We start from the raw sequence: 21032 nt of genomic DNA, 5'->3' as shown, positions 1-21032 counted from the left end.
GCTGGTCTGCTCGGTGACCGCCGAGAGCTCCTCGGCGGCGCTGGCGATCTGGGTGACACCGTCGCCGATACCACCGATCAGCTCGCGCAGGCTGACCGTCATGCGCTGCATGCTGCGCTGCAACTGGCCCAGTTCGTCGCGGCGCTGCTCGTTGAGATCGTGGCTGAGGTCGCCGCCGGCAATGCGGTCCACGGCGGTGAGGGTGTGGCGCAGCGGGATGACGATCTGCCGGGTGATGGCCCAGGAGGCGACGATGCCGAACAGCAGCGCCAGCACGGTGGCCAGGCCCAGGGTCGACTTGGCCTGCTGCGATTCGGCATCGCGGATCCTGGTCTGCGACACGCTCAGCTCGGTGCTCAGGTCGAGCAGGCGGGTACCCTGCTGGCCCATCTGCGCCAGGGCCTGTTCGCTGCTTTCCTGGGCGTTGCCGAACTGCACCACGGCACCACGGTAGGCGGACAGCGCGTCGGCGGCACCCGCGAGGTCGCCATGGTGTTCCGCCGGGACGCGCTCAGGCAGGCTCTTGAGCAGGCTCAGGGCCTGGTCGATGGCGGTCAGGGCGGTCGCCTGGTACTTGTTCGCGCCGCTGTAGGTGTAGCCGCGCACCTGGAAACGCGCCTGCTGCAGCAGGCCGGCGGCCTCCACCGCGCTGTTGAACAGCTGGATGTCGCCGCCTTGCAACAGCGCCTGCTGGACCTTGGCGATCAGCGCGGCCGCCTTGTCGGCACTGGCACCGAGCAGGACTCGCGCGGACTCGCGGGCGTCGGCGGATTTCTTCAGCTCGACGAAGCTGCGCTCGTACTCGCGCACAGCCTCGCTCTGCTGCACCAGACGGCGGTGGTCGTCGCCTTCGCTGATGAGCTTTTCCACCTTGCGCAGTTCGCCATCCAGCGTGGCCAGGGCCTTCTCCACCTGAGCGATGGACTCGGCATCCTGCTTGTGTTCATAGGCCTGGCGGGAAATGCGCAGGACCTGGGTGGCCTGGTAGACCTCGGAAATCTCGCCGAGCTTGTCGCCACGGTCGATCACGCCGCTCAGCCCCGACCAGCCGGTGAGGGTGATCACCAGGGTCAGCAGCAGGACCACGCTGAAGCCGATGCCCAGTTTCAGGTTGACGCTCACATTGCCCAGGTGCTGGGCCATCCATCGGTACATGCCGGGACTCCATTTCGATCAGGCGGACAGGTTTTTATTAGAGGTGATCCTGCATCGGCGCGCGACGTGGAAACTGAAGGTAGAAACCTGTCTGAAACGGGCTTTCCAGACTAGCCAATAGTCTTATACGGAGTAGGGATAATGGCCCGGAAAGATGTCGGATCTTTCCGGAGTCGCGCTAGAACAGGCGTGCCAGCAACGCCGTGACCGCGGTTTCCACCCGCAGGATGCGCTCGCCCAGTTGCACCGGGGCCAGCCCGGCCTTGCCCAGCAGGTCGATTTCGTAGGGAATCCAGCCGCCTTCGGGGCCGATGGCCAGGGTCACCGGCTGGGTGACGCCGCGCGGGCAGGGCGGATGGTTGCCGGGATGGCCGACCAGGCCGAGGGTACCCTGGGCGATGGCTGGCAGGCGGTCCTCGACGAAGGGCTTGAAGCGCTTCTCGATGATCACCTCGGGCAGCACCGTGTCGCGCGCCTGTTCCAGGCCGAGGATGAGGTTTTCGCGGATCGCCTCGGGATCGAGGAACGGGGTCTGCCAGAAGCTCTTTTCCACCCGGTAGCTGTTGACCAGCACCAGCTTCGCCACGCCCATTGTGGCGATGGTCTGGAACACCCGACGGAGCATCTTCGGCCGCGGCAGGGCGAGGACCAGGGTCAGCGGCAGCTTGGCCGGCGCTGGCTGGTCGAAAGTCAGCGACAGTTCGGCTTCATGGCCTTCCAGGCGTTCGACCCGGGCCTGGCCCATCAGCCCGCCGACACGGCCGACGCGCAGGCTGTCGCCGACCGCCACGCGGTGGATGTCCTGCATGTGGGTAAAGCGGCGGTCGCTGAGGACCGCCCGGTCGGCCGCGGTGAAGTCGGCCTCCTCGAGCAGCAGCAGGTTCACTGTTGGGTCGCTGGCGGCTGGTCGTCAGGGCTGTCGTCGCTGGCCTCGTGCGCCTGGCTGCGCTTGCGCACCAGGCCGCCGAACAGCACGCCGACCTCGAACAGCATCCACATCGGCACGGCCAGCAGGGTCTGCGAGAAGATGTCCGGCGGGGTCAGGACCATGCCGACCACGAAGCAGCCGATGATCACGTAAGGACGGATCTTGCGCAGGTACTGCACGTCGACCACGCCGATCCACACCAGCAGCACCACCGCGACGGGAATCTCGAAGGCCACGCCGAAGGCGAAGAACAGGGTCATGACGAAATCGAGGTAGCTGGCGATGTCGGTCATCATCGACACGCCTTCCGGGGTGGCGCTGGCGAAGAAGCCGAAGATCAGCGGGAACACCAGGAAGTAGGCGAAGGCCATGCCGGCGTAGAACAGCAGGATGCTGGAAACCAGCAGCGGCACGGCGACGCGCTTTTCGTGGCGATACAGGCCCGGGGCGATGAAGCCCCAGATCTGGAAGAGGATGTACGGGATCGCCAGGAACAGCGAGACGATCATGGTCAGCTTGAACGGCGTGAGGAACGGCGAGGCCACGTCGGTGGCGATCATCGTCGCGTTGGCCGGCAGGTGCGCGCGCAGCGGCGCCGAGACCAGGGTGTAGATCTGCTGGGCGAAGGAGAACAACCCGGCGAAGATCAGGAAGACCGCGGCGACGCAGCGCAACAGGCGGGTACGCAATTCGGTGAGGTGCGACACCAGCGGCATCGGCTGGTCGTTTTCCGGGATATCGCTCATGGGGCTCGCGGCGGTTGGGTCGGTTCGGTGGGCGTCGCTGCCGCTGCCGGTGACGCGGCTTCAGGCGTCGCGGCGGGCGGCACGGGCGTCGCTTCGGCGGACGGGCCGAGCGGGGTGCTGGCCGGGTCCGGGGTCACGCTCTGCGGGTTGAGGATGCGCCGGGCTTCCTGCTCCATCGAGAGGATGTGCTCGTTGTGCAACTGCCGGCGAATCTCGTCGGCGCCGATCTCGCGCTCCACTTCCTGCTTGATCGCGTTGAAGCTGCGCTTGAGCCGTCCGACCCACAGGCCGGCGGTACGCGCGGCGCCGGGCAGGCGCTCGGGACCGAGCACCACCAGGGCGACCAGACCGACGAGCAGCAACTCACTGAAGCTGATGCCGAACATGGAATCACTCTTTCCTTGCAGGTTCCTGGACCTTCTGCGCCTGGCCGTCGATGGTGTGCGGCTGGTTCAGCGGGGTGCCCTGCGGTTGGACCGGCTGGGAAGGTTGCGCGTTCTGGACGTTCGGGTCGGCTGGTTTTTCGTCTTCGTTCATGGCCTTGCGGAAGCCCTTGATGGACTCGCCCAGGTCGCTGCCGAAGTTCTTCAGTTTCTTGGTACCGAATACCAGTACCACGACGACCAGCAGAACGATCCAGTGTTTCCAGTCAAAAATACCCATGGTGCTTTCCTCGAATGGTGTTCAATCAGGCCGAAGGCTGGCGCGCGGCTTTCTCGTCATGGCCGGACAGGCCGAAACGCCGCTCCAGCTCGTCCAGCACGGCCTGCGGGTGCTGGCCCAGGGCGCTGAGCATGACCAGGCTATGGAACCACAGATCGGCGGTTTCATAGATGACATCGCTGTAATCTCCGCTGGCGGCGGCATCCTTGGCGGCGATGATGGTTTCCACCGACTCCTCGCCGACCTTCTCCAGGATCTTGTTCAAGCCCTTGTGGTACAGGCTGGCGACGTAGGAACTGTCGGGGGCCGCACCCTTGCGGGCTTCCAGTACTTCGGCCAGGCGGCTCAGGGTGTCGCTCATGTCAGTGTCCTGCGCGGTAGATGGCATTCGGGTCCTTGAGGACCGGATCGACGGTTTTCCACTGGCCGTCCTCGAAGACGCGGTAGAAGCAGCTTTCGCGGCCGGTGTGGCAGGCGATGTGGCCCAGTTGCTCGACCATCAGGATGATCACGTCGGCGTCGCAGTCCAGGCGCATTTCGTGCAGTTTCTGCACATGGCCGGACTCTTCGCCCTTGCGCCACAGTTTGCCACGGGAGCGCGACCAGTAGATGGCGCGCTGCTCGGCGGCGGTCAGGGCCAGCGACTCGCGGTTCATCCAGGCCATCATCAGCACGCGCCCGGTCTTGTGGTCCTGGGCGATGGCCGGTACCAGGCCGTCGCTGTTCCAGTTGATCTCGTCCAGCCAGTCTTTCATGTTCGACTCCAAAATCAGGCCACGGCCCCGCGCCGATGCCGGCGGCTAGTGTGCCAGCGGTTGACGCGGCTGGCTATCGGCGCACCACCAGATAGAGGCCTGCGGCCAGCATCAGCCCGGCCGGCCAGGACGTCACGGCGGTCAGGGGTTCGGCGCCGGCGGCCAGTGTCGCACCACCCCCGAGCAGGACGGCACCGAGCAGGCGCAGGGCCCAGTGGTCCTGCTGCTTCCATGGCGCCGGCGGGTCGCTGCGGTGCGGCTGCGACATGCGTTCGAGCAGGTCGCGGGTCATGTTGGCCAGGTGCGGCACCTGCTCGACCTGGCTGTGCAGGTTCTGCAGCAGGGTCTTGGGGCTGACCCGATCGCGCATCCAGCGTTCCAGGAACGGCTGCGCGGTGCTCCACAGGTCGAGGTCCGGGTACAGCTGGCGGCCCAGGCCTTCGATGTTGAGCAGGGTCTTCTGCAGCAGCACCAGTTGCGGCTGCACTTCCATGTTGAAGCGCCGCGCGGTCTGGAACAGGCGCATCAGCACCTGGCCGAAGGAGATGTCCTTGAGCGGTTTTTCGAAGATCGGCTCGCACACGGTGCGGATCGCCGCCTCGAATTCGTTGAGCTTGGTCTGCGCCGGGACCCAGCCCGAATCGATGTGCAACTGTGCCACGCGGCGGTAGTCGCGCTTGAAGAAGGCGAACAGGTTGCGCGCCAGGTAGTCCTGGTCTTCCGGGGTCAGGCTGCCGACGATGCCGCAGTCGATGGCGATGTACTGCGGGCTCCACGGCTTCACGGTGCTGACGAAGATGTTGCCGGGGTGCATGTCGGCGTGGAAGAAGCTGTCGCGGAACACCTGGGTGAAGAAGATCTCCACGCCACGCTCGGCCAGCATCTTCATGTCGGTGCGCTGGTCGGCGAGGGTTTCCAGGTCGGTGACCTGGATGCCGTAGATGCGTTCCATCACCAGCACCTTCGGCCGGCACCAGTCCCAGTAGACCTGGGGCACGTACATCATGTCCGAGCCCTCGAAGTTGCGCCGCAACTGGCTGGCATTGGCCGCCTCGCGGAGCAGGTCGAGCTCGTCGTAGATGGTCTTCTCGTAGTCGCTGACCACGTCTACCGGGTGCAGCAGGCGGGCGTCGGCGGAGACCCGTTCGGCACCGCGGGCGATGAGGAACAGCCAGGCCAGGTCCTGGGCAATCACCGGCTTGAGGCCCGGGCGCACCACCTTGACCACCACTTCCTCGCCGCTCTTCAGGCGCGCGGCATGGACCTGGGCGACCGAGGCCGAGGCCAGCGGCTCGACGTCGAAACGCGAGAACACCTCGCTGATTTTCGCGCCGAGCTGCTCCTCGATCAGGGCCACGGCTTTCTGCGGGTCGAATGGCGGCACGCGGTCCTGCAGCAGCATCAGCTCGTCGGCGATGTCCGCCGGCAGCAGGTCGCGGCGGGTCGAGAGCAACTGGCCGAACTTGATGAAGATCGGCCCGAGGTCCTGCAGGGCCAGGCGCAGGCGCGCGCCGCGGCTCAGCTCGAGCTGCCGGCGCGGCAGCCAGCGCCAGGGCATGAGCAGGCGCAGCGAGGCGAGCCACCAGGGCAGGGGGAGGTCGAACAGCAGGTCATCGAGACGGTAGCGGATCACGACGCGCTGGATGCGCAACAGACGGCGGACGGCAAGCAGCTTCATGCGTTATCGCTGGATTCAAGGGATCGGGCAAGGCGCTCGATGCGCGCCTCGAGGCGTTCAATATCGACTTTGAGGGTGTCGAGCTCGCCGAAGCGGGCTTCGGCTTCGCGCAGACCGACCAGGGTCCGCGACTCTTCGGCCAGGTACTCGGCGGCGGTGCGGCTGAGGCTGGCCAGGCTCTGCCGGGTCCAGCGCGCGCGGCTGCGCAGGTGGCCGCCGAGCAACTGGGTGGCCACCGGGCCGAGCCAGCGGGAGATTTCGTACTCCCAGTCCAGCTCCAGGTCCTGCAGTACGCCGACCAGGTCGAGCAGCACGGTGCTGTCGCCGTCCAGTTCGACCTGCGGGCTGTGCAGCACCGCGCTCTTGTCCTGGCTCAGGGCCAGTTGCAGCAGGCTGCTGGCCGGGGCGCGCAGGGTGCAGTCGGCGCCACTGGCCCACTGGCTGGCGAGCAGCAGGCCTTCATCGCTGGGCAGAATGAACAGCTGCAGGGCCGGCTGGCGGCAGTCGATGGCGATCACCTTGCCATCGAGCGGGGCCAGGCGCGGCAACGCGGTGCTGTCCAGGCGCAGGACACGGTTGAGGCCGTGCTCGACGCTGGCGAGAAGGCCGGCCAGCAGCATCAGGGCTTGATACCGCGATGCAGGGCGACGACGCCGTTGGTCATGTTGTGGTAGGTGACGCGGTCGAAGCCGGCGTCGACCATCATGGCCTTGAGGGTTTCCTGGTCGGGGTGCATGCGGATCGATTCGGCCAGGTAGCGGTAGCTTTCCGAGTCGTTGGTGATCAGCTTGCCGGCCAGTGGCATGAAGGCGAACGAGTAGGCGTCGTAGAGCTTGGACATCAGCTTGCTGGTCGGCTTGGAGAACTCCAGCACCAGCAGGCGGCCACCGGGCTTGAGCACGCGCAGCATGGAGCGCAGGGCCTCGTCCTTGTGGGTGACGTTGCGCAGGCCGAAGGCGATGGTCACGCAGTCGAAATGGTTGTCCGGGAACGGCAGCTTTTCCGCGTCGGCCTGGACGAACTCGACGTTGCCGGACACGCCCAGGTCGAGCAGGCGGTCACGACCGACCTTGAGCATCGAGGCGTTGATGTCGGCCAGCACGACCTGGCCGGTAGGGCCGACCAGGTGGGAGAACTTGCGGGTCAGGTCGCCGGTACCGCCCGCGATGTCCAGCACCCGGTTGCCGCTGCGCACCCCGGACAGCTCGATGGCGAAGCGTTTCCACAGGCGGTGCATGCCGCCGGAAAGCACATCGTTCATGAGGTCGTATTTGGCGGCTACGGAATGGAAGACCTCGGCGACCTTGTCGGCCTTCTGGCTTTCCGGAACGCTCTGGTAACCGAAATGAGTGGTGGGTTCGGCGTTATCGCCTTTGCGCTGCTCGTTCATATCGCTTCACCGGGAAAAATTACTCGCCATTCTAGGGCGTGCGACTGCATTTGTCTTGGCGGGGTTGTCGCGGCTGGAGGCGGGGGCATAATGCGCCAGTATGCCCTTGCAGCCAGGACCGGATGAATGACCCAGATCAGCGTTGAACGTAAACACAACCTCGGCCGCGAGGCCGCCCGCCAGAAGGCCGAAGCCCTGGTCGAGCGGCTTTCCCGCGAGTATGACCTCAAGGCCGAATGGAAGGGCGACCGGGTCGAGGTCAAGCGCAGCGGTGCCAATGGCAGCGTGGAGATCGGCGAGGACAGCATCCGCGTCGAACTCAAGCTGGGCATGATGCTGTCGATGATGGGCGGCACCATCAAGACCGAAATCGAGCGCGCGCTGGACAAGGCGCTGGCGTGAATAATGTGTGGCGGGGCGTGCAATGCGCCCCGTCCTTTAGGGTGCCCATTCTAATTTTTCTCCGTACCTTGGCTTCCAATCCCCGATCCGTGGGTAGTTCTTCCATTCCGTCATCAGTGCGAGGTGCAGAGCATGGCCAAAGCGATCCTGAAGAAAAAAGACGATGTCCAGAGCAGCCTGGGCGAAGTGCGTGGTTACGCGCGCAAGATCTGGCTGGCTGGCCTTGGGGCCTATGCCCGTGTCGGCCAGGAGAGTGCCGAATACGTCAAGGACCTGATCAAGGCGGGCGAACAGGTCGAGAAACGCGGCAAGAAACGTATCGACCAGGAAGTCGAAGCAGCCAACAGCGAGATCGATTCGGCGAAGGAAGAACTGCGCAGCGTGAAGGGCAAAGTCGAGGTCCAACTGGACAAAATCGAAAAGGCTTTCGACACGCGGGTAGCCAGCGCCTTGAATCGCATCGGCATTCCGTCTAAACATGACGTTGAAGCACTTTCTGTCAAGCTCGACGAGCTGACGGCGTTGCTCGAACGTGTCACGGGCAAACAATAAGGAGAGCGGGATGGCTGACAAGAAAACGACTGATAAAAAAGAAGGCAGCTCCTGGATCGGGGGAATCGAAAAGTACTCCCGCAAGATCTGGCTGGCGGGCCTGGGTATCTACTCGAAGATCGACCAGGACGGTACCAAGCTGTTCGATACTCTGGTCAAGGACGGCGAAAAAGCCGAGAAGCAGGCGAAGAAAAGCGTCGATACCGCCAAGGACGGTGCCAAGGCAGCGACCTCGCGCGTCACTGACGTGAAGGACCGCGCCCTGGGCAAGTGGAGCGAGCTGGAAGAGGCTTTCGACAAGCGTCTGAACAGCGCGATCTCGCGCCTTGGCGTGCCAAGCCGCAATGAGGTCAAGGCACTGCACAAGCAGGTCGATACGCTGACCAAGCAGATCGAGAAACTCACCGGTGCTTCGGTAACGCCGGTTTCTCCACGCACCACGGCGACCAGGACTGCGGCCGCCAAGCCTGCGGCGAAAACTGTGGCGGCGAAGCCTGCTGCCAAGACCGCTGCGGCCAAACCTGCCGCTGCCAAGCCAGCGGCCAAGCCGGCTGTAGCGAAAACCGCAGCCGCCAAACCGGCAGCGAAGCCTGCTGCCAAGCCTGCCGCGAAACCAGCGGCCGCCAAGCCAGCCGCGGCGAAGAAGCCGGCGGTGAAGAAGGCCGCTGCACCGAAGCAGGAAGCGCTCAAGCTGGCATCCTCGCCGGCAAACGGCGCGGCTCCGGTCGCAAGCGCCGCGCCGGCTACCACCAGCGCAGCAGCACCAGCGCCAGCGGCTCCGGCAGCGACGCCATCCAGCCAGTCCTGACCACAGGCGGCTGCAAACAGAACGCCCGGCTCAGTGCCGGGCGTTTTGTTTTGTCAGGCACTCAACCCCTCTGTAGGCGCATGGGTTTCAGCCTTCCAGATAGCGCAGGGCCAACTGCTCGGCCGCATGCCGCGACGGCGCCTCCAGGTGCGGTGCCACCAGCATCATGATCTGGTACACCACCACGCCCACTTCCGCCTCCCGCGCCAGCACGCGCTGGTAATCGAGGGAGAACAGTAGCGTCAGGGTGATCTGCTCCACCAGCTGCCCCAGGGCCCGGGTATCGCTGGTCACCTGGCCCTGGGCCTTGAGGCTGGCGAGCAGGGCGGCGAGGGTGCGCTTCAGCGAGTTGAGCAGGGTGCGCATGCCGCGGGCCAGCTTCGGCAGGCGACCGGTGAGGTTCGACAGGTCCTGGAACAGGAAGCGGTACTGCGCCATGCGCTCGACGATCAGGTGCAGGAACAGCCAGTAGTCCTCGGCGTCCAGCCGTACTTCCAGCGGCGGATCGAGCAGTGGCGTCAGCTCCTCCTCGAAGCGTTCGAACAAGCCCAGCACCACCGGCTCCTTGCCGTGGAAGTGGTAGTACAGGTTGCCGGGGCTGATGCCCAGCTCGTTGGCGATCTCCAGGGTCGAGACGTTCGGTTCACCTTGCTGGTTGAACAGCAGCAGGGCGCATTCGAGGATGCGGTCGCGGGTTTTCATCCAGTCCTCTGATCAGCGCACCAGCACGTACTGGCCAGGTGCGGGGTCCATCGCCGGGTAGCTGGCGCTGCCCAGGCTGCTGACGGTTTCACGCAAGGCGCCGGAGCGTGCCTGAATCCATTCCAGCCACAGCGGCCACCAGCTGCCGTCCTTCTTTTCCGCATCGTAGTACCAGGCCCGTGGGTCGCTGCTCAGCTTGGGGTTGAGTACGTAGTGCGCCTTGGGATTGCCCGGCGGATTGATGATGCTCTGCACATGGCCGCTGTTGGACAGCACGAAGCGCCGCTCGCCACCGAGCAGCAGGGTCGAGCGGTACACCGCATCCCACGGGGTGATGTGGTCGTTGTTGCCGGCGACATGGAAGCTGTCGACGGTGATCTTCTGCAGGTCGATCGGTGTGCCGCAGACCTCCAGGCCGGCGGAGTGGGCCAGCGGGTTGTACTTGAAGAAGTCCAGCAGATCGCCGTGCAGCGCCGCGGGCAGGCGCGTGCTGTCGTTGTTCCAGTAGAGGATGTCGAAGGGCGGCGGCGTCTTGCCGAGCAGGTAGTTGTTGACGAAGTAGTTCCACACCAGGTCGTTGGGGCGCATCCAGGCGAACACCCGGCTCATCTCGCCGCCATCGAGCACACCCTGCTGGTACGAACGGCGCTTGGCCGCCTCGAGGGTCTGCTCGTCGGCGAACAGGCTGGCCGGGCTGTCCAGCTGGCTGTCGAGCAGGCTGACCAGGTAGGTGGCGCTGTGCACCCGGCGCAGTTGCCGCTTGGCCTGCAGATGCCCCTGCAGGGCGGCCATGGTCAGGCCGCCGGCGCAGGCGCCCATCAGGTTGACGTCGCGGCTGCCGGTGATCGAGCGGCACACGTTCATGGCCTCTTCCAGCGCCGCCACGTAGCTCGACAGGCCCCACTCGCGGTGGCGCGGATCGGGGTTGCGCCAGCTGACCATGAACACCTGCAGGCCGTTCTTCAGCATGTACTGCACGTAGCTGTTGGTCGGGTTGAGGTCGAAGATGTAGAACTTGTTGATCTGCGGTGGGACCACCAGCATCGGCCGGGCGTACTGTTTCTCGCTCATCGACTTGTACTGGATGAGTTCCAGCAGCTCGTTGCGAAACACCACCGCCCCCGGTGTGGTGGCCAGGTTGCGACCGACCTCGAAGGCATCCCGGGCAACCTGTCGCGGCATGCCGCCGTTGTGACGCAGATCGTCGAGCAGGTGGCCGAGACCGCGGACCAGGCTCAGCCCGCCGGAGTTGAAGACTTCCTTCAGGGCGGCCGGATTGAGCAGGGTATTGCTCGGCGACACGGCGTCGTTGAGCAGGGTGAAGAGGAAGTGCGCGCGGGCGCGGTCGTCTTCGCTCAGCTGGCTTTCGTCGATCCACTGGCGGGTCTGCTTCTGCCAGCTCAGGTAGGCCTGCAGGCCGCGGCGGTAGAATGGATTGAGGCTCCAGGCCGGATCGCTGAAGCGGCTGTCGCGGGCGCTGGGCTGGTGCAGGGTGTCGCCGAGCAGTACGCGGCCCAGCTGGCCGCCCAGCTCGAGCACGTGCCGCGCGGTGTACAGCGGATGGCGCAGGCTATGGCGACTGACGTGGCGCAGGGTCGAGATCAGGTCGCGACCGCGCAGGCCGGTGATCGCGTTCTGGATATTGATCGTGGTGGCGGGGGTGGTGGCCACCGTTTTCACAGGTTTGTCTTTCATCAGGCAACACTCCGTCGTCGAGCCATCGACAAACTGAACCAGGGCAATGAGCGACTCCACCTTGACCATGCGCTCGCGTGCTCCGGCGTTCCAGCCGGACGTGCGGGCGATGAGGTGCGGTTCAAGCGCTCGGGGCGGGCCGAGGGTGCATGACGGCGCGTTGGCGCTCCTGCTGGAGGAACTTCATGATGATCGGCGCCACGGCCTCGGCACGGGTAATCAGAAACAAATGTCCATCGTCGATTATGTGTAGCTGGGCATTGGGAATTCGCCAGGCCAGGAAGCGCATATTGATCAATGGGATCAGCGGGTCATCGTCGCCGGCCAGGACCAGGGTCGGCTGCTGGATCTTGTGCAGCCAGTGCGCGCTGGTCCAGCCCAGCCCGGCGAACAGCTGCCAGTAGTAGCCGAGCTTGCCGCCGGAGCGCACCTTGGAGGCATGCGACAGGGCCAGTTCCGGATCGCGGCGGAAGGCGCCGCCGTAGATCTGCGGCGCGATGCGGATCACATGGGACGGCTGCACGTAGCGCCGCGGACTGGCCATCATCCACAGCACCTTGGGCTTGCCCGGGACCATCACCGCACCGGCGGCGGTGGCGGCCAGCACCAGCTTCTTGCAGCGTTCCGGGTAGTCGTGGGCGAACTGCTGGGCCAGGGCGCCGCCCCAGGACACGCCAATGACATTGACCTGGCCGTAGTCGAGGTAATCGAGCATGCGCGCGGTCAGCTTGGCCAGGCCCGGGAAGCGGTAGGGCTGGCGCGGCGTCGACGAGCCGCCGACACCGGGCACGTCGAAGGCAATGACTTCGAGGTCCGGATCGAGGGCCTGGATGAAGGGGAAGACCAGCTCAAGGTTGGCACCGATGCCATTGAAGATCAGCAGCGGCGTCAAATGCGGCTTGCCGGGGCGAACCGCGGTGCGGATGGTCTGTCCATCCAGGTCGACGGTTCGGAAGATGTACGGTTGCGGCATGCGCGGACCCTGTCGGCTAAGGGCGTGCCGCCGGTTTCAGGCCGGCGGCACGACGGTTTCAACGTTCGTGGACGTAGGTGCCCGGCGACGCCTCGCCTGCCGGGTAGGCCTTGTTGCCGAGACTGCCCGGCGCCGGCTTCAGCTCGCCGGAGCGCTCGCCCAGCCACTTCTGCCAGTACAGCCACCAGGAGTCGGTGTGCTTGCTGGAGTGCTCTTGCCAGTCATTGGCATCGACGGGCATTTCCGTGCTGGTCATGTAGCGCGCCTTGGGGTTGCCCGGCGGGTTGAGGATGCTCTGGATATGCCCGCTGTTGGACAGCAGGAACTCCACGTTGCCGCCGAACAGTTGCGCCGATTTGTAGCAGGACTGCCACGGGGTGATGTGGTCGGCGGTGCCGGCGACGCAGAAGATGTCGGTGGTCACCTGCTTCAGGTCGATCGGCGTGCCGCAGACTTCGAGGGCGTCGGGCCGGGTCAGCGGGTTGTTCTTGAACATCTCGATCAGGTCGCCGTGGAAGGCGGCGGGCAGGCGCGTGGTGTCGTTGTTCCAGAACAGGATGTCGAACACCGGCGGCTCGTTGCCCAGCAGGTAGTTGTTGACCCAGTAGTTCCAGATCAGGTCGTTGGGGCGCATCCAGGCGAATACCTTGGCCATGTCGCGACCCTCCAGCACCCCGGCCTGGTAGGAGTGGCGCTTCGCTGCTTCGAGGGTCTGCTCGTCGACGAACAGGGCGACCTGGGTGTCGAGGGTGGTATCGAGGACGCTGACCAGCAGGGTCATGGCGTTGACCTTCTTTTCCCCCAGCGCCGCATAGTGGCCGACCAGCGCGGTGCAGGTGATGCCGCCGGAGCAGGCGCCGAGCATGTTCAGGTCGTCGCTGCCGGTGATGGCCAGGACCACGTCGACGGCTTCCTTCAGCGCGTCGATGTAGGTCGACAGCCCCCACTCGCGCTGTGCCTTGGTCGGGTTGCGCCAGCTGACGATGAAGGTCTGCACGGTGGAGCGCAGGCAGAAGCGCGCCAGGCTCTTTTCCGGGCTGAGGTCGAAGACGTAGAACTTGTTGATCTGCGGTGGCACCACCAGCAGTGGCCGTTCGTGGACCTGTTCGGTGATCGGGCTGTACTGGATCAGCTCCAGCACGTCGTTGCGGTACACCACCGCGCCTTCGCTGGTGCCGAGGTTCTTGCCGACCTCGAAGGCGTCCATGTTGACCTGGCTCGGCATGCCGCCGTTGTTCACCAGGTCCTTGGCCAGGTTGGAGAGACCGTCGAGCAGACTCTTGCCGCCGGTTTCGAAGAAGCGTTTGACCGCTGCCGGGTTGGCCGCGGTGTTGGTCGGGGCCATGGCTTCGGTCATCAGGTTGATGACGAAGTGGGCACGGCTGATATCGGTGTCGGACAGGCTGCTGTTGCCGATCCAGTCATGCAGTTCCTTGCGCCAGGCCAGGTAGGTCTGCAGATAGCGGCGATACAGGGGGTTCTGGCTCCAGGCCGGGTCGTTGAAGCGACGGTCGTCGCCTTCCGGTTGCAGGGCCGATTTGCCGAAGATCACGTCCTTGAGCTCCATGCCGAAGTGCGCGACGTGCTTGGCGCTGTGCAGCGGTTGCCGGATGGCCTGGCGCAGCACCATGCGGGCAGAAGTCAGCAAATCCTTGCGGCGCAAGCCTATGACCGGGTTCAGACCCAGGGTGTTTTCCGAGGCTTGGCGCTGCAGGTCATCGTTACTCTTGTTGCTCATCTACGACGCTCCGTTGTCCTGAGACGAGTACCGCTGTGCGCCTGGCGTTGACCAGACGATGCCGGTACTGCTGCTCGGGTGACCAGTGATAACGAATTGCGATCCTGCGGGCCGGCGCGGAGCAGCGTTGAGCGTTGCGGGTACTGTCCGCGGGTGAAGACTGCCTGCTTTCGCTCGCGTTCTCTGCATGCCGGCCCGTTCTCGATCTTCTGCGAAAAGATGCAGAGAACCTGCCAGATCCATTGGTTACCCGACTTTCCTTCAATGCGCAAGCCGGCCAGACGCTGGCCGGTGCCGCAGGCATTCAAACAGATCGCTTTAGAAAATGCGCTCTAAAACAGGAGAGTACCGGGCTAGAGCATCAGCTTGATGACAGACTCGGACGGGTCGCGGGATTTGCCGGCGGCGGCGAGATCCTTGAGATATTCGGCCCAGAGTTCGTCCTGACGCAGGCACAACTGTTCGAGGTATTCCCAGGTGAACAGGCCGCTGTCATGGCCGTCGTCGAAGCTCAGTTTCAGTGCGTACTGGCCGGCGGGTTCGATCTTGCTCAGGCCGACGTCGATCTTGCCAAATTGCAGGATCGGATTGCCGTGGCCCTGGACTTCGGCGGAGGGTGAGTGCACCCGGAGGAATTCGGCGGGGAGGGTGTAGACCTCGTTCGGCCCGTAGGTGAGGGTCAGGGTCTTCGAGGCTTTGTGCAGGTTGATCGCGGTGGGCAGGCGGGACATGAGTGGCTTCCTGATACAGGCGGTAGGCTGCATGCAGCTTACCGCCTGAAGCGTGGCGCTTACAGGATGTAGCGTGACAGGTCTTCGTTCTGCGCCAGCTCGCCGAGGTGGCTGTTGACGTACTCGGCGTCGATGCGAATCGGCGCTTCGCTGTGGGCACTGGCCAGGTCGCCGGCGCTGAACGACACCTCTTCGAGCAGGCGCTCGAGCAAGGTGTGCAGGCGACGGGCACCGATGTTCTCGGTCTTCTCGTTGACCTGCCAGGCGATCTCGGCGAGGCGCTTGATGCCTTCCGCGGCGAACTCGATGTTCAGGCCTTCGGTCTTCAGCAGTTCGCGGTACTGCTCGGTGAGCGAAGCGTGCGGCTCGCTGAGGATGCGTTCGAAGTCTTCCGGGCTCAGGGCCTTGAGCTCGACGCGGATCGGCAGGCGACCCTGCAGCTCGGGCACCAGGTCGCTCGGCTTGCTCAGGTGGAACGCGCCGGAGGCGATGAACAGGATATGGTCGGTCTTGACCATGCCCAGCTTGGTGTTGACCGTGCAGCCTTCGATCAGCGGCAGCAGGTCGCGCTGCACGCCTTCGCGGGAGACATCGGCGCCGCCGACGTTGCCGCGCTTGGCCACCTTGTCGATCTCGTCGATGAACACGATGCCGTGCTGCTCGACCGCTTCCAGGGCCTTGGCCTTGAGCTCTTCCTCGTTGACCAGGCGACCGGCTTCCTCGTCACGCACCAGCTTGAGCGCTTCCTTGACCTTGAGCTTGCGGCTCTTGCGCTTGCCCTTGCCCATGTTGGCGAACAGGTTCTGCAGCTGGTTGGTCATCTCTTCCATGCCCGGTGGCGCGGAAATGTCGACGCCCATGGCCTCGGCCACTTCGATCTCGATTTCCTTGTCGTCCAGCTGGCCTTCGCGCAGACGCTTGCGGAACAGCTGGCGGGTGTTGGAGTCCTGGCTCGGCGCCGGGTCTTCGTTGAAGCCGGCACGGGCCGGTGGCAGCAGGGCGTCGAGGATACGGTCCTCGGCGGCGTCCTCGGCGCGGTGGCGCACGCGAATCATTTCCTGCTCGCGGAGCATCTTGATCGCCGCGTCGGCCAGGTCACGGATGATCGACTCGACGTCGCGACCGACGTAGCCGACTTCGGTGAACTTGGTCGCTTCGACCTTGATGAACGGCGCGTTGGCCAGCTTGGCCAGGCGGCGGGCGATTTCGGTCTTGCCGACGCCGGTCGGGCCGATCATCAGGATGTTCTTCGGCGTCACCTCGACGCGCAGTTCGGCGGGCAGTTGCATGCGCCGCCAGCGGTTGCGCAGGGCGATGGCCACGGCGCGCTTGGCGTCGTCCTGGCCGATGATGTGGCGGTTGAGTTCGTGAACGATCTCGCGGGGGGTCATGGACATGGTATGTGGTGGTCCCGTGGCGGTGAGGTCAGCGTGGAAAAGCCCGGCGGTGTATCCGGGCGCCAGATCAGCTGAATCACTCGGCCAGGTCCTGCTCCTCGATGGTCAGGTTGTGGTTGGTGAACACGCAGATGTCGCCGGCGATGTTCAGGGCGGTCTCGGCGATTTCCCGGGCCGACAGGTCGGTCTTCTGCAGCAGGGCGCGGGCTGCGGCCTGGGCGTAGGCGCCACCGGAGCCCATGGCGATCAGGCCGTCTTCGGGTTCGACCACGTCACCGTTGCCGGTGATGATCAGCGAAGCGTCCTTGTTGGCGACCGCAAGCATGGCTTCCAGGCGGCTCAGGGAACGGTCGGTACGCCATTCCTTGGCCAGCTCGACGGCGGCACGGATCAGGTGGCCCTGGTGTTTTTCCAGTTGGCCTTCGAAACGTTCGAAGAGGGTGAAGGCGTCGGCGGTGGCGCCGGCGAAACCAGCGATGACCTGGCCGTGGTACAGGCGGCGCACCTTCTTGGCGTTGCCTTTCATCACGGTGTTGCCGAGGGAAACCTGGCCGTCGCCGCCCATGACGACTTTGCCGTGGCGACGAACTGAAACGATGGTGGTCAAGGGAGAGTCTCCACGCAGCGGGGCGAAAATGCCTGTGCAGACTCATATGGGGGTGCGGGGAAGGATTTCAACCTTGACGGATGGGCGGTGCGACCTTGGTCTTGGGGCCATGCAGATCCGTAGGAGCGTGGCTTGCCCGCGAAGGACCGCGTGCAGCGGTCCCAGACCTCACGCTATCTGGGGACCGCTATGCGGTCCTTCGCGGGCAAGCCTCGCTCCTACGGGAGGGCGCGATATGGCCTCAGCCCTCGTGGCTGATATGCCCATCCACCACGGTGTAGCGCACCGCACCCGGCAGGCAGTGGCCGATGAACGGGCAGTTTTCGCCCTTCGAGCGCCATTGCTCGCCGACCACGGTCGAGGCGTTCGGGTCGAACAGCACCAGGTCGGCCGCCGCGCCGACACGCAGTTCACCGACCGGCAGGCGCAGCGCCGCGGCAGGACCGGCGGACAGGCGCTGGAGCAGGGTCGGCAGGTCGAGCAGGCCGTCCTCCACCAGGGTCAATGCCAGCGGCAGCAGCACTTCGACGCTGCTGATGCCCGGCTCGGTGGCGCCGAACGGCGCCAGCTTGGCATCCCGCTCATGGGGCTGGTGATGGCTGGAAATCGCCTGGATCACCCCGGACTTCACCGCTTCGCGCAGGCCGTCGCGGTCGGCGCGGGTGCGCAGCGGCGGTTGCACGTGATACAGGCTGGAGAAGTCCACCAGCGCTTCGTCGGTAAGGATCAGTTGGTACAGCGCGACATCGGCGGTCACCGGCAGGCCGCGGGCCTGGGCCTGGGCGATCAGTTGCGCGCCGCGAGCACTGGTCAGTTGGCTGAAGTGCGCGCGCACGCCGGTCTGCTCCACCAGCAGCAGGTCGCGGGCCAGGGCTACGGTCTCGGCGGTTTCCGGGATGCCCGCCAGGCCGAGGAAGCTGGCCATGGCGCCTTCGTGGGCCAGGCCGCCGGCGGCCAGGTCGCGGTCCTGGGAGTGGAACACCACCGTCAGGTCGAAGGTGGCCGCGTACTCCAGGGCCCGGCACAGGGTGCGGGTATTGCGGAAGCTGTCCAGGCCGTTGCCGAAGGCTACGCAGCCGGTGTCGCGCAGGGCCACCAGTTCGGCCAGTTGCTCGCCTTCCAGGCCCTTGCTCAGGGCACCGACCGGGAACACCTTGGCGTGCCCGGCTTCGCGGGCGCGGTCGAGGATCAGTTCGGCGACTGCGGGGGTGTCCAGCACCGGTTTGGTGCGCGGCGGGCAGCACAAGCTGGTGACGCCACCGGCGGCGGCGGCGCGGGTTTCGCTGACGATGGTGCCCTTGCGGCTGTAGCCCGGCTCGCGCAGGGACACGCTGAGGTCGACCAGACCCGGCGCGACCACCAGGCCGCTGGCGTCGATGCTGCGGATGGCCTTGAAGCCCGCGGGCGCGGCGCCGATGGCGACGATCTTGCCGGCGTCGGTGTGCAGGTCGGTGACCTGGTCCAGGCCGCTGTTGGGGTCGATGACCCGGGCGCCGAGGATGCTGAGGGTCACTGGGCGTTCTCCTGCTCGAATTGACGTTGGGCGTTCTGCCCGCTCATGGCCATGGACAGTACCGCCATGCGCACGGCGATGCCGTAGGTGACCTGGTTGAGGATCACCGAGTGGGCGCCGTCGGCCACCGCCGACTCGATTTCCACGCCGCGGTTGATCGGTCCCGGGTGCATGACGATGGCATCCGGCTTGGCCCCGGCCAGGCGCGCGGTGGTCAGGCCGAACAGGCGGTAGAACTCGCCCTCGCTGGGCAGCAGGCCACCGGCCATGCGTTCGCGCTGCAGGCGCAGCATGATCACCACGTCGACGTCCTTGAGGCCTTCCTCGAGGTTGGTGTAGACCTTCACCCCGTACTGCTCGATACCTACCGGCAGCAGGGTTTTCGGGCCGATCACGCGGATGTCGGGGCAGCCCAGGGTCTTCAGCGCGAGCATGTTCGAACGCGCCACCCGCGAGTGCAGGATGTCGCCGACGATGGCCACCGAGAGGTTCTCGAAGCCGCCCTTGTGGCGACGGATGGTCAGCATGTCGAGCATGCCCTGGGTCGGGTGGGCGTGGCGGCCGTCGCCGCCGTTGATGATCGCCACCTCGGGGCAGACGTGCTCGGCGATGAAGTGCGCGGCACCGGAGTCGGCGTGGCGCACGACGAACATGTCGGCGGCCATGGCTTCGAGGTTGCGCAGGGTGTCGAACAGGGTCTCGCCCTTGCTGGTCGAGGAGGTCGACACATTGAGGGTGATCACGTCCGCCGACAGGCGCTGGGCGGCCAGTTCGAAGGTGGTGCGGGTGCGAGTGGAGTTCTCGAAGAACACGTTGCACACGGTCTTGCCGCGCAGCAACGGGACTTTCTTCACCGCCCGGGCGCCGACTTCGAGGAACGAGTCGGCGGTATCGAGGATTTCGGTGAGCAGCTCGCGGGGCAGGCCGTCGAGCGAGAGGAAGTGGCGCAGCTGGCCCTGATCGTTGAGCTGCAGCGGGCGCTTGGCGTCGATTGGCGTCATCGCGGGGGACTCTTAAAGGGCGGAAGCGGAGGCGAGGTCCTGGCGCTCGAGGACGAGCGGCGCGGGGCCGAGCAATTTTACCCGTTCATGGGGGGCCAGCGACAGGGTGGCACCGACCACGTTGGGGCGGATCGGTAGCTCCCCGGCATCCAGGTCGAGCAGGCAGACCAGGGTCACGCTGGCCGGACGGCCATAGTCGAACAGTTCGTTGAGCGCAGCGCGAATGGTCCGGCCGCTCATCAGCACGTCGTCCACCAGCACCAGGTGCTGGCCTTCGATCTCGAACGGCAGCTCCGAGGGGCGCACCTGCGGGTGTAGGCCGTTCTGGCTGAAGTCGTCGCGGTAGAAGGACACGTCGAGGGTGCCCAGGGCGGCGGTGTTGCCCAGTTCGTCGAGCAGCGCCTGGGCCACCCAGACGCCACCGGTACGGATACCGATGAAACGCGGCTCGGCGATGTTGCGACGGCTCAGATGGGCGCGAAGGTCGACGGCCATCTGCCGGATCAGTTCGGCGGGATTGGGTAGGCTCATGCTTGCTCCTCAAGAGGCCGGGGCAGTGGGCTGGCCCGACTGGAAACCAATGATTCGGGGGTTACGACGCGGTATTGGCCTCCAGCCAGCCTTGCAGGAGCAGGGCGGCGGCGATGGCATCGACCGGGTTGTCGCGATAACTGCCGCGCTGGCCGCCACGGGCCATGCGCTCGCCCTTGGCCTCGAAGGTGGTCAGGCGTTCGTCGTGGGTGTGTACCGGCAGGTTGAAGCGGCCGTTCAGGCGGCGGGCGAACTTTTCGGCGCGCTCGCTCATTTCACTGGGGGTGCCGTCCATGTTCAGCGGCAGGCCGACCACCAGGGCGTCGGGTTGCCACTCCTTGATCAGTTTTTCGATCTGGCTCCAGTCCGGCACGCCGTTCTGCGCCTTCAGGGTGCACAACTCGCGGGCCTGGCCGGTGATGACCTGGCCGACGGCGACCCCGATCTGCTTGCTGCCGTAGTCGAAACCCAGCAGCAGACGAAGCTCGGCCATCAGGCGTGCCCCGCCTGGCTGGTCAGCAGGTGCAGGTTGATGCCCAAGCGGGCGGCGGCGGCATCGAGGCGCAGCTCGGTGGCCATGCCGAAGAGGATTTCCGCGTCGAACGGGCAGTTCAGCCAGGCGTTGTCGGCCAGTTCGGCCTCCAGCTGCCCGGCTTCCCAGCCGGCGTAGCCGAGGGTGATCAGGCTGTTGCGCGGGCCGCTGCCGTTGGCGATGGCGAACAGCACGTCCTGCGAGGTGGACAGCGCCAGGCCATCGAGCTGGATGGTGGCCTGGTAGGACTTGTCATCGCTGTGCAGGACGAAGCCGCGATCGGTCTGCACCGGCCCGCCGATGTAGATCGGCACGTTCAGGCTGGAGGGCGACGGTTCTTCCTCGGGGCGCAACTGCTCGAGGATGTCGGCCAGGTTCAGCTCCTGCGGACGGTTGATCACCAGGCCCATGGCACCGTTGGCGTTGTGCTCGACGATGTAGGTCAGGGTCTGGGCAAAATTCGGGTCCGCCATGTGCGGCATGGCGATCAGGAACTGATGCTTGAGGTAACTCGGGCTGAAGTTTTTCATGCCTA

Annotated in this window: 24 protein-coding genes and 1 pseudogene; 3 read left to right on the top strand and 22 right to left on the bottom strand. The window is 65.5% G+C overall.

Annotation, left to right across the window (positions count from 1 at the left end; genetic code table 11):
* Window positions 1-93: 93 nt before the first annotated feature.
* The 10 genes and pseudogenes from RTI28_RS30325 to ubiE form a co-directional block, all read right to left on the bottom strand.
* Window positions 94-1143, bottom strand: a pseudogene (locus tag RTI28_RS30325) (methyl-accepting chemotaxis protein); the annotation flags it as partial.
* Between the two features lie 190 nt (window positions 1144-1333).
* Window positions 1334-2041 (bottom strand): 16S rRNA (uracil(1498)-N(3))-methyltransferase, encoded by a 708-nt coding sequence (locus RTI28_RS13755; RefSeq protein WP_316920938.1) that lies wholly within the window; start codon window positions 2039-2041, stop codon window positions 1334-1336.
* The gene (gene tatC, locus RTI28_RS13750) at window positions 2038-2829 is read right to left on the bottom strand and encodes a twin-arginine translocase subunit TatC (protein WP_316920937.1); all 792 of its coding nucleotides are present in this window, start codon (window positions 2827-2829) and stop codon (window positions 2038-2040) included. Before tatC ends, RTI28_RS13755 begins: the two co-directional genes overlap by 4 nt.
* The gene (gene tatB, locus RTI28_RS13745; protein ID WP_316920936.1) at window positions 2826-3215 is read right to left on the bottom strand and encodes a Sec-independent protein translocase protein TatB; all 390 of its coding nucleotides are present in this window, start codon (window positions 3213-3215) and stop codon (window positions 2826-2828) included. The genes tatC and tatB overlap by 4 nt, the downstream gene beginning before the upstream one ends.
* Before the next feature lie 4 nt (window positions 3216-3219).
* Window positions 3220-3492, bottom strand: coding sequence for a twin-arginine translocase TatA/TatE family subunit (locus tag RTI28_RS13740; protein ID WP_042120487.1), 273 nt, complete (start codon window positions 3490-3492; stop codon window positions 3220-3222).
* Window positions 3493-3517: 25 nt separating this feature from the next.
* Window positions 3518-3853 carry a phosphoribosyl-ATP diphosphatase gene (locus RTI28_RS13735; RefSeq protein WP_042120485.1) on the bottom strand — a complete coding sequence of 112 codons (336 nt, stop codon included), beginning with the start codon at window positions 3851-3853 and terminating at the stop codon, window positions 3518-3520.
* A 1-nt stretch (window position 3854) separates the two neighbouring features.
* A complete protein-coding gene (hisI, locus tag RTI28_RS13730) occupies window positions 3855-4247 on the bottom strand; it encodes a phosphoribosyl-AMP cyclohydrolase (RefSeq protein WP_316920935.1) in 393 nt (130 codons plus the stop codon).
* 73 nt (window positions 4248-4320) lie between these two features.
* On the bottom strand, window positions 4321-5925 hold the full coding sequence (gene ubiB, locus RTI28_RS13725) for a ubiquinone biosynthesis regulatory protein kinase UbiB (protein WP_316920934.1): 1605 nt from the start codon (window positions 5923-5925) through the stop codon (window positions 4321-4323).
* Entirely contained in the window at window positions 5922-6545 is a 624-nt protein-coding gene (locus RTI28_RS13720) for an SCP2 domain-containing protein (RefSeq protein WP_316920933.1), read from the bottom strand. Before RTI28_RS13720 ends, ubiB begins: the two co-directional genes overlap by 4 nt.
* Window positions 6545-7315, bottom strand: coding sequence for a bifunctional demethylmenaquinone methyltransferase/2-methoxy-6-polyprenyl-1,4-benzoquinol methylase UbiE (gene ubiE / locus RTI28_RS13715; protein ID WP_316920932.1), 771 nt, complete (start codon window positions 7313-7315; stop codon window positions 6545-6547). The genes RTI28_RS13720 and ubiE overlap by 1 nt, the downstream gene beginning before the upstream one ends.
* Before the next feature lie 126 nt (window positions 7316-7441).
* Here ubiE and RTI28_RS13710 point away from each other — a divergent pair, with 126 nt between their 5' ends.
* The 3 genes from RTI28_RS13710 (at window position 7442) to RTI28_RS13700 (ending at window position 9077) form a co-directional block, all read left to right on the top strand.
* Complete coding sequence (locus RTI28_RS13710) at window positions 7442-7717, top strand: polyhydroxyalkanoic acid system family protein (protein ID WP_316920931.1); 276 nt, start codon at window positions 7442-7444, stop codon at window positions 7715-7717.
* A gap of 132 nt (window positions 7718-7849) precedes the next feature.
* Complete coding sequence (locus tag RTI28_RS13705; RefSeq protein ID WP_316920930.1) at window positions 7850-8269, top strand: phasin family protein; 420 nt, start codon at window positions 7850-7852, stop codon at window positions 8267-8269.
* A gap of 10 nt (window positions 8270-8279) precedes the next feature.
* Window positions 8280-9077 (top strand): phasin family protein, encoded by a 798-nt coding sequence (locus RTI28_RS13700; RefSeq protein WP_316920929.1) that lies wholly within the window; start codon window positions 8280-8282, stop codon window positions 9075-9077.
* Between the two features lie 87 nt (window positions 9078-9164).
* Here the strand turns inward: RTI28_RS13700 and RTI28_RS13695 are convergent, their stop codons facing one another.
* From RTI28_RS13695 to RTI28_RS13640, 12 genes are all read right to left on the bottom strand, one after another.
* On the bottom strand, window positions 9165-9779 hold the full coding sequence (locus tag RTI28_RS13695; RefSeq protein WP_316920928.1) for a TetR/AcrR family transcriptional regulator: 615 nt from the start codon (window positions 9777-9779) through the stop codon (window positions 9165-9167).
* Window positions 9780-9791: 12 nt separating this feature from the next.
* Window positions 9792-11474, bottom strand: coding sequence for a class II poly(R)-hydroxyalkanoic acid synthase (gene phaC, locus RTI28_RS13690; RefSeq protein ID WP_316920927.1), 1683 nt, complete (start codon window positions 11472-11474; stop codon window positions 9792-9794).
* Between the two features lie 121 nt (window positions 11475-11595).
* On the bottom strand, window positions 11596-12447 hold the full coding sequence (gene phaZ / locus RTI28_RS13685) for a poly(3-hydroxyalkanoate) depolymerase (protein ID WP_316920926.1): 852 nt from the start codon (window positions 12445-12447) through the stop codon (window positions 11596-11598).
* A 58-nt stretch (window positions 12448-12505) separates the two neighbouring features.
* Window positions 12506-14185, bottom strand: a complete 1680-nt coding sequence (gene phaC, locus RTI28_RS13680) for a class II poly(R)-hydroxyalkanoic acid synthase (protein WP_316920925.1) — start codon at window positions 14183-14185, stop codon at window positions 12506-12508.
* Window positions 14186-14538: 353 nt separating this feature from the next.
* The gene (locus RTI28_RS13675; protein ID WP_316920924.1) at window positions 14539-14916 is read right to left on the bottom strand and encodes a DUF971 domain-containing protein; all 378 of its coding nucleotides are present in this window, start codon (window positions 14914-14916) and stop codon (window positions 14539-14541) included.
* Window positions 14917-14975: 59 nt separating this feature from the next.
* Entirely contained in the window at window positions 14976-16313 is a 1338-nt protein-coding gene (gene hslU, locus RTI28_RS13670; protein ID WP_316920923.1) for an ATP-dependent protease ATPase subunit HslU, read from the bottom strand.
* Window positions 16314-16389: 76 nt separating this feature from the next.
* A complete protein-coding gene (gene hslV, locus RTI28_RS13665) occupies window positions 16390-16920 on the bottom strand; it encodes an ATP-dependent protease subunit HslV (RefSeq protein ID WP_028945572.1) in 531 nt (176 codons plus the stop codon).
* A gap of 241 nt (window positions 16921-17161) precedes the next feature.
* The gene (locus RTI28_RS13660; protein ID WP_316920922.1) at window positions 17162-18433 is read right to left on the bottom strand and encodes a dihydroorotase; all 1272 of its coding nucleotides are present in this window, start codon (window positions 18431-18433) and stop codon (window positions 17162-17164) included.
* On the bottom strand, window positions 18430-19434 hold the full coding sequence (locus RTI28_RS13655; protein ID WP_042120455.1) for an aspartate carbamoyltransferase catalytic subunit: 1005 nt from the start codon (window positions 19432-19434) through the stop codon (window positions 18430-18432). The genes RTI28_RS13660 and RTI28_RS13655 overlap by 4 nt, the downstream gene beginning before the upstream one ends.
* Before the next feature lie 12 nt (window positions 19435-19446).
* Window positions 19447-19965 carry a bifunctional pyr operon transcriptional regulator/uracil phosphoribosyltransferase PyrR gene (gene pyrR / locus RTI28_RS13650; protein WP_316920921.1) on the bottom strand — a complete coding sequence of 173 codons (519 nt, stop codon included), beginning with the start codon at window positions 19963-19965 and terminating at the stop codon, window positions 19447-19449.
* 61 nt (window positions 19966-20026) lie between these two features.
* Window positions 20027-20458, bottom strand: coding sequence for a Holliday junction resolvase RuvX (ruvX, locus tag RTI28_RS13645; RefSeq protein WP_042120451.1), 432 nt, complete (start codon window positions 20456-20458; stop codon window positions 20027-20029).
* Complete coding sequence (locus RTI28_RS13640; protein WP_316920920.1) at window positions 20458-21027, bottom strand: YqgE/AlgH family protein; 570 nt, start codon at window positions 21025-21027, stop codon at window positions 20458-20460. The genes ruvX and RTI28_RS13640 overlap by 1 nt, the downstream gene beginning before the upstream one ends.
* Window positions 21028-21032 lie beyond the last annotated feature (5 nt).

The organism is Pseudomonas sp. zfem002 (assembly GCF_032621685.1).
In the GTDB taxonomy this organism is placed as follows: Bacteria; Pseudomonadota; Gammaproteobacteria; order Pseudomonadales; family Pseudomonadaceae; genus Aquipseudomonas; species Aquipseudomonas japonica.
The sequence above is the reverse complement of the archived record's forward strand: the minus strand, read 5'-3'. Positions and strand labels throughout refer to the sequence as shown.

Coding starts and splice junctions, on each gene's coding strand:
- RTI28_RS13705 (WP_316920930.1), top strand. CDS start 7,850: ATGGCCAAAGCGATCCTGAAGAAAAAAGACGATGTCCAGAGCAGCCTG.
- hslU (WP_316920923.1), bottom strand. CDS start 16,313: ATGTCCATGACCCCCCGCGAGATCGTTCACGAACTCAACCGCCACATC.
- ruvX (WP_042120451.1), bottom strand. CDS start 20,458: ATGGCCGAGCTTCGTCTGCTGCTGGGTTTCGACTACGGCAGCAAGCAG.
- hisI (WP_316920935.1), bottom strand. CDS start 4,247: ATGAAAGACTGGCTGGACGAGATCAACTGGAACAGCGACGGCCTGGTA.
- RTI28_RS13710 (WP_316920931.1), top strand. CDS start 7,442: ATGACCCAGATCAGCGTTGAACGTAAACACAACCTCGGCCGCGAGGCC.
- ubiB (WP_316920934.1), bottom strand. CDS start 5,925: ATGAAGCTGCTTGCCGTCCGCCGTCTGTTGCGCATCCAGCGCGTCGTG.
- RTI28_RS13655 (WP_042120455.1), bottom strand. CDS start 19,434: ATGACGCCAATCGACGCCAAGCGCCCGCTGCAGCTCAACGATCAGGGC.
- RTI28_RS13735 (WP_042120485.1), bottom strand. CDS start 3,853: ATGAGCGACACCCTGAGCCGCCTGGCCGAAGTACTGGAAGCCCGCAAG.
- pyrR (WP_316920921.1), bottom strand. CDS start 19,965: ATGAGCCTACCCAATCCCGCCGAACTGATCCGGCAGATGGCCGTCGAC.
- RTI28_RS13640 (WP_316920920.1), bottom strand. CDS start 21,027: ATGAAAAACTTCAGCCCGAGTTACCTCAAGCATCAGTTCCTGATCGCC.
- RTI28_RS13740 (WP_042120487.1), bottom strand. CDS start 3,492: ATGGGTATTTTTGACTGGAAACACTGGATCGTTCTGCTGGTCGTCGTG.
- tatB (WP_316920936.1), bottom strand. CDS start 3,215: ATGTTCGGCATCAGCTTCAGTGAGTTGCTGCTCGTCGGTCTGGTCGCC.
- phaZ (WP_316920926.1), bottom strand. CDS start 12,447: ATGCCGCAACCGTACATCTTCCGAACCGTCGACCTGGATGGACAGACC.
- phaC (WP_316920927.1), bottom strand. CDS start 11,474: ATGAAAGACAAACCTGTGAAAACGGTGGCCACCACCCCCGCCACCACG.
- RTI28_RS13695 (WP_316920928.1), bottom strand. CDS start 9,779: ATGAAAACCCGCGACCGCATCCTCGAATGCGCCCTGCTGCTGTTCAAC.
- tatC (WP_316920937.1), bottom strand. CDS start 2,829: ATGAGCGATATCCCGGAAAACGACCAGCCGATGCCGCTGGTGTCGCAC.
- RTI28_RS13700 (WP_316920929.1), top strand. CDS start 8,280: ATGGCTGACAAGAAAACGACTGATAAAAAAGAAGGCAGCTCCTGGATC.
- RTI28_RS13720 (WP_316920933.1), bottom strand. CDS start 6,545: ATGCTGCTGGCCGGCCTTCTCGCCAGCGTCGAGCACGGCCTCAACCGT.
- RTI28_RS13675 (WP_316920924.1), bottom strand. CDS start 14,916: ATGTCCCGCCTGCCCACCGCGATCAACCTGCACAAAGCCTCGAAGACC.
- phaC (WP_316920925.1), bottom strand. CDS start 14,185: ATGAGCAACAAGAGTAACGATGACCTGCAGCGCCAAGCCTCGGAAAAC.
- ubiE (WP_316920932.1), bottom strand. CDS start 7,315: ATGAACGAGCAGCGCAAAGGCGATAACGCCGAACCCACCACTCATTTC.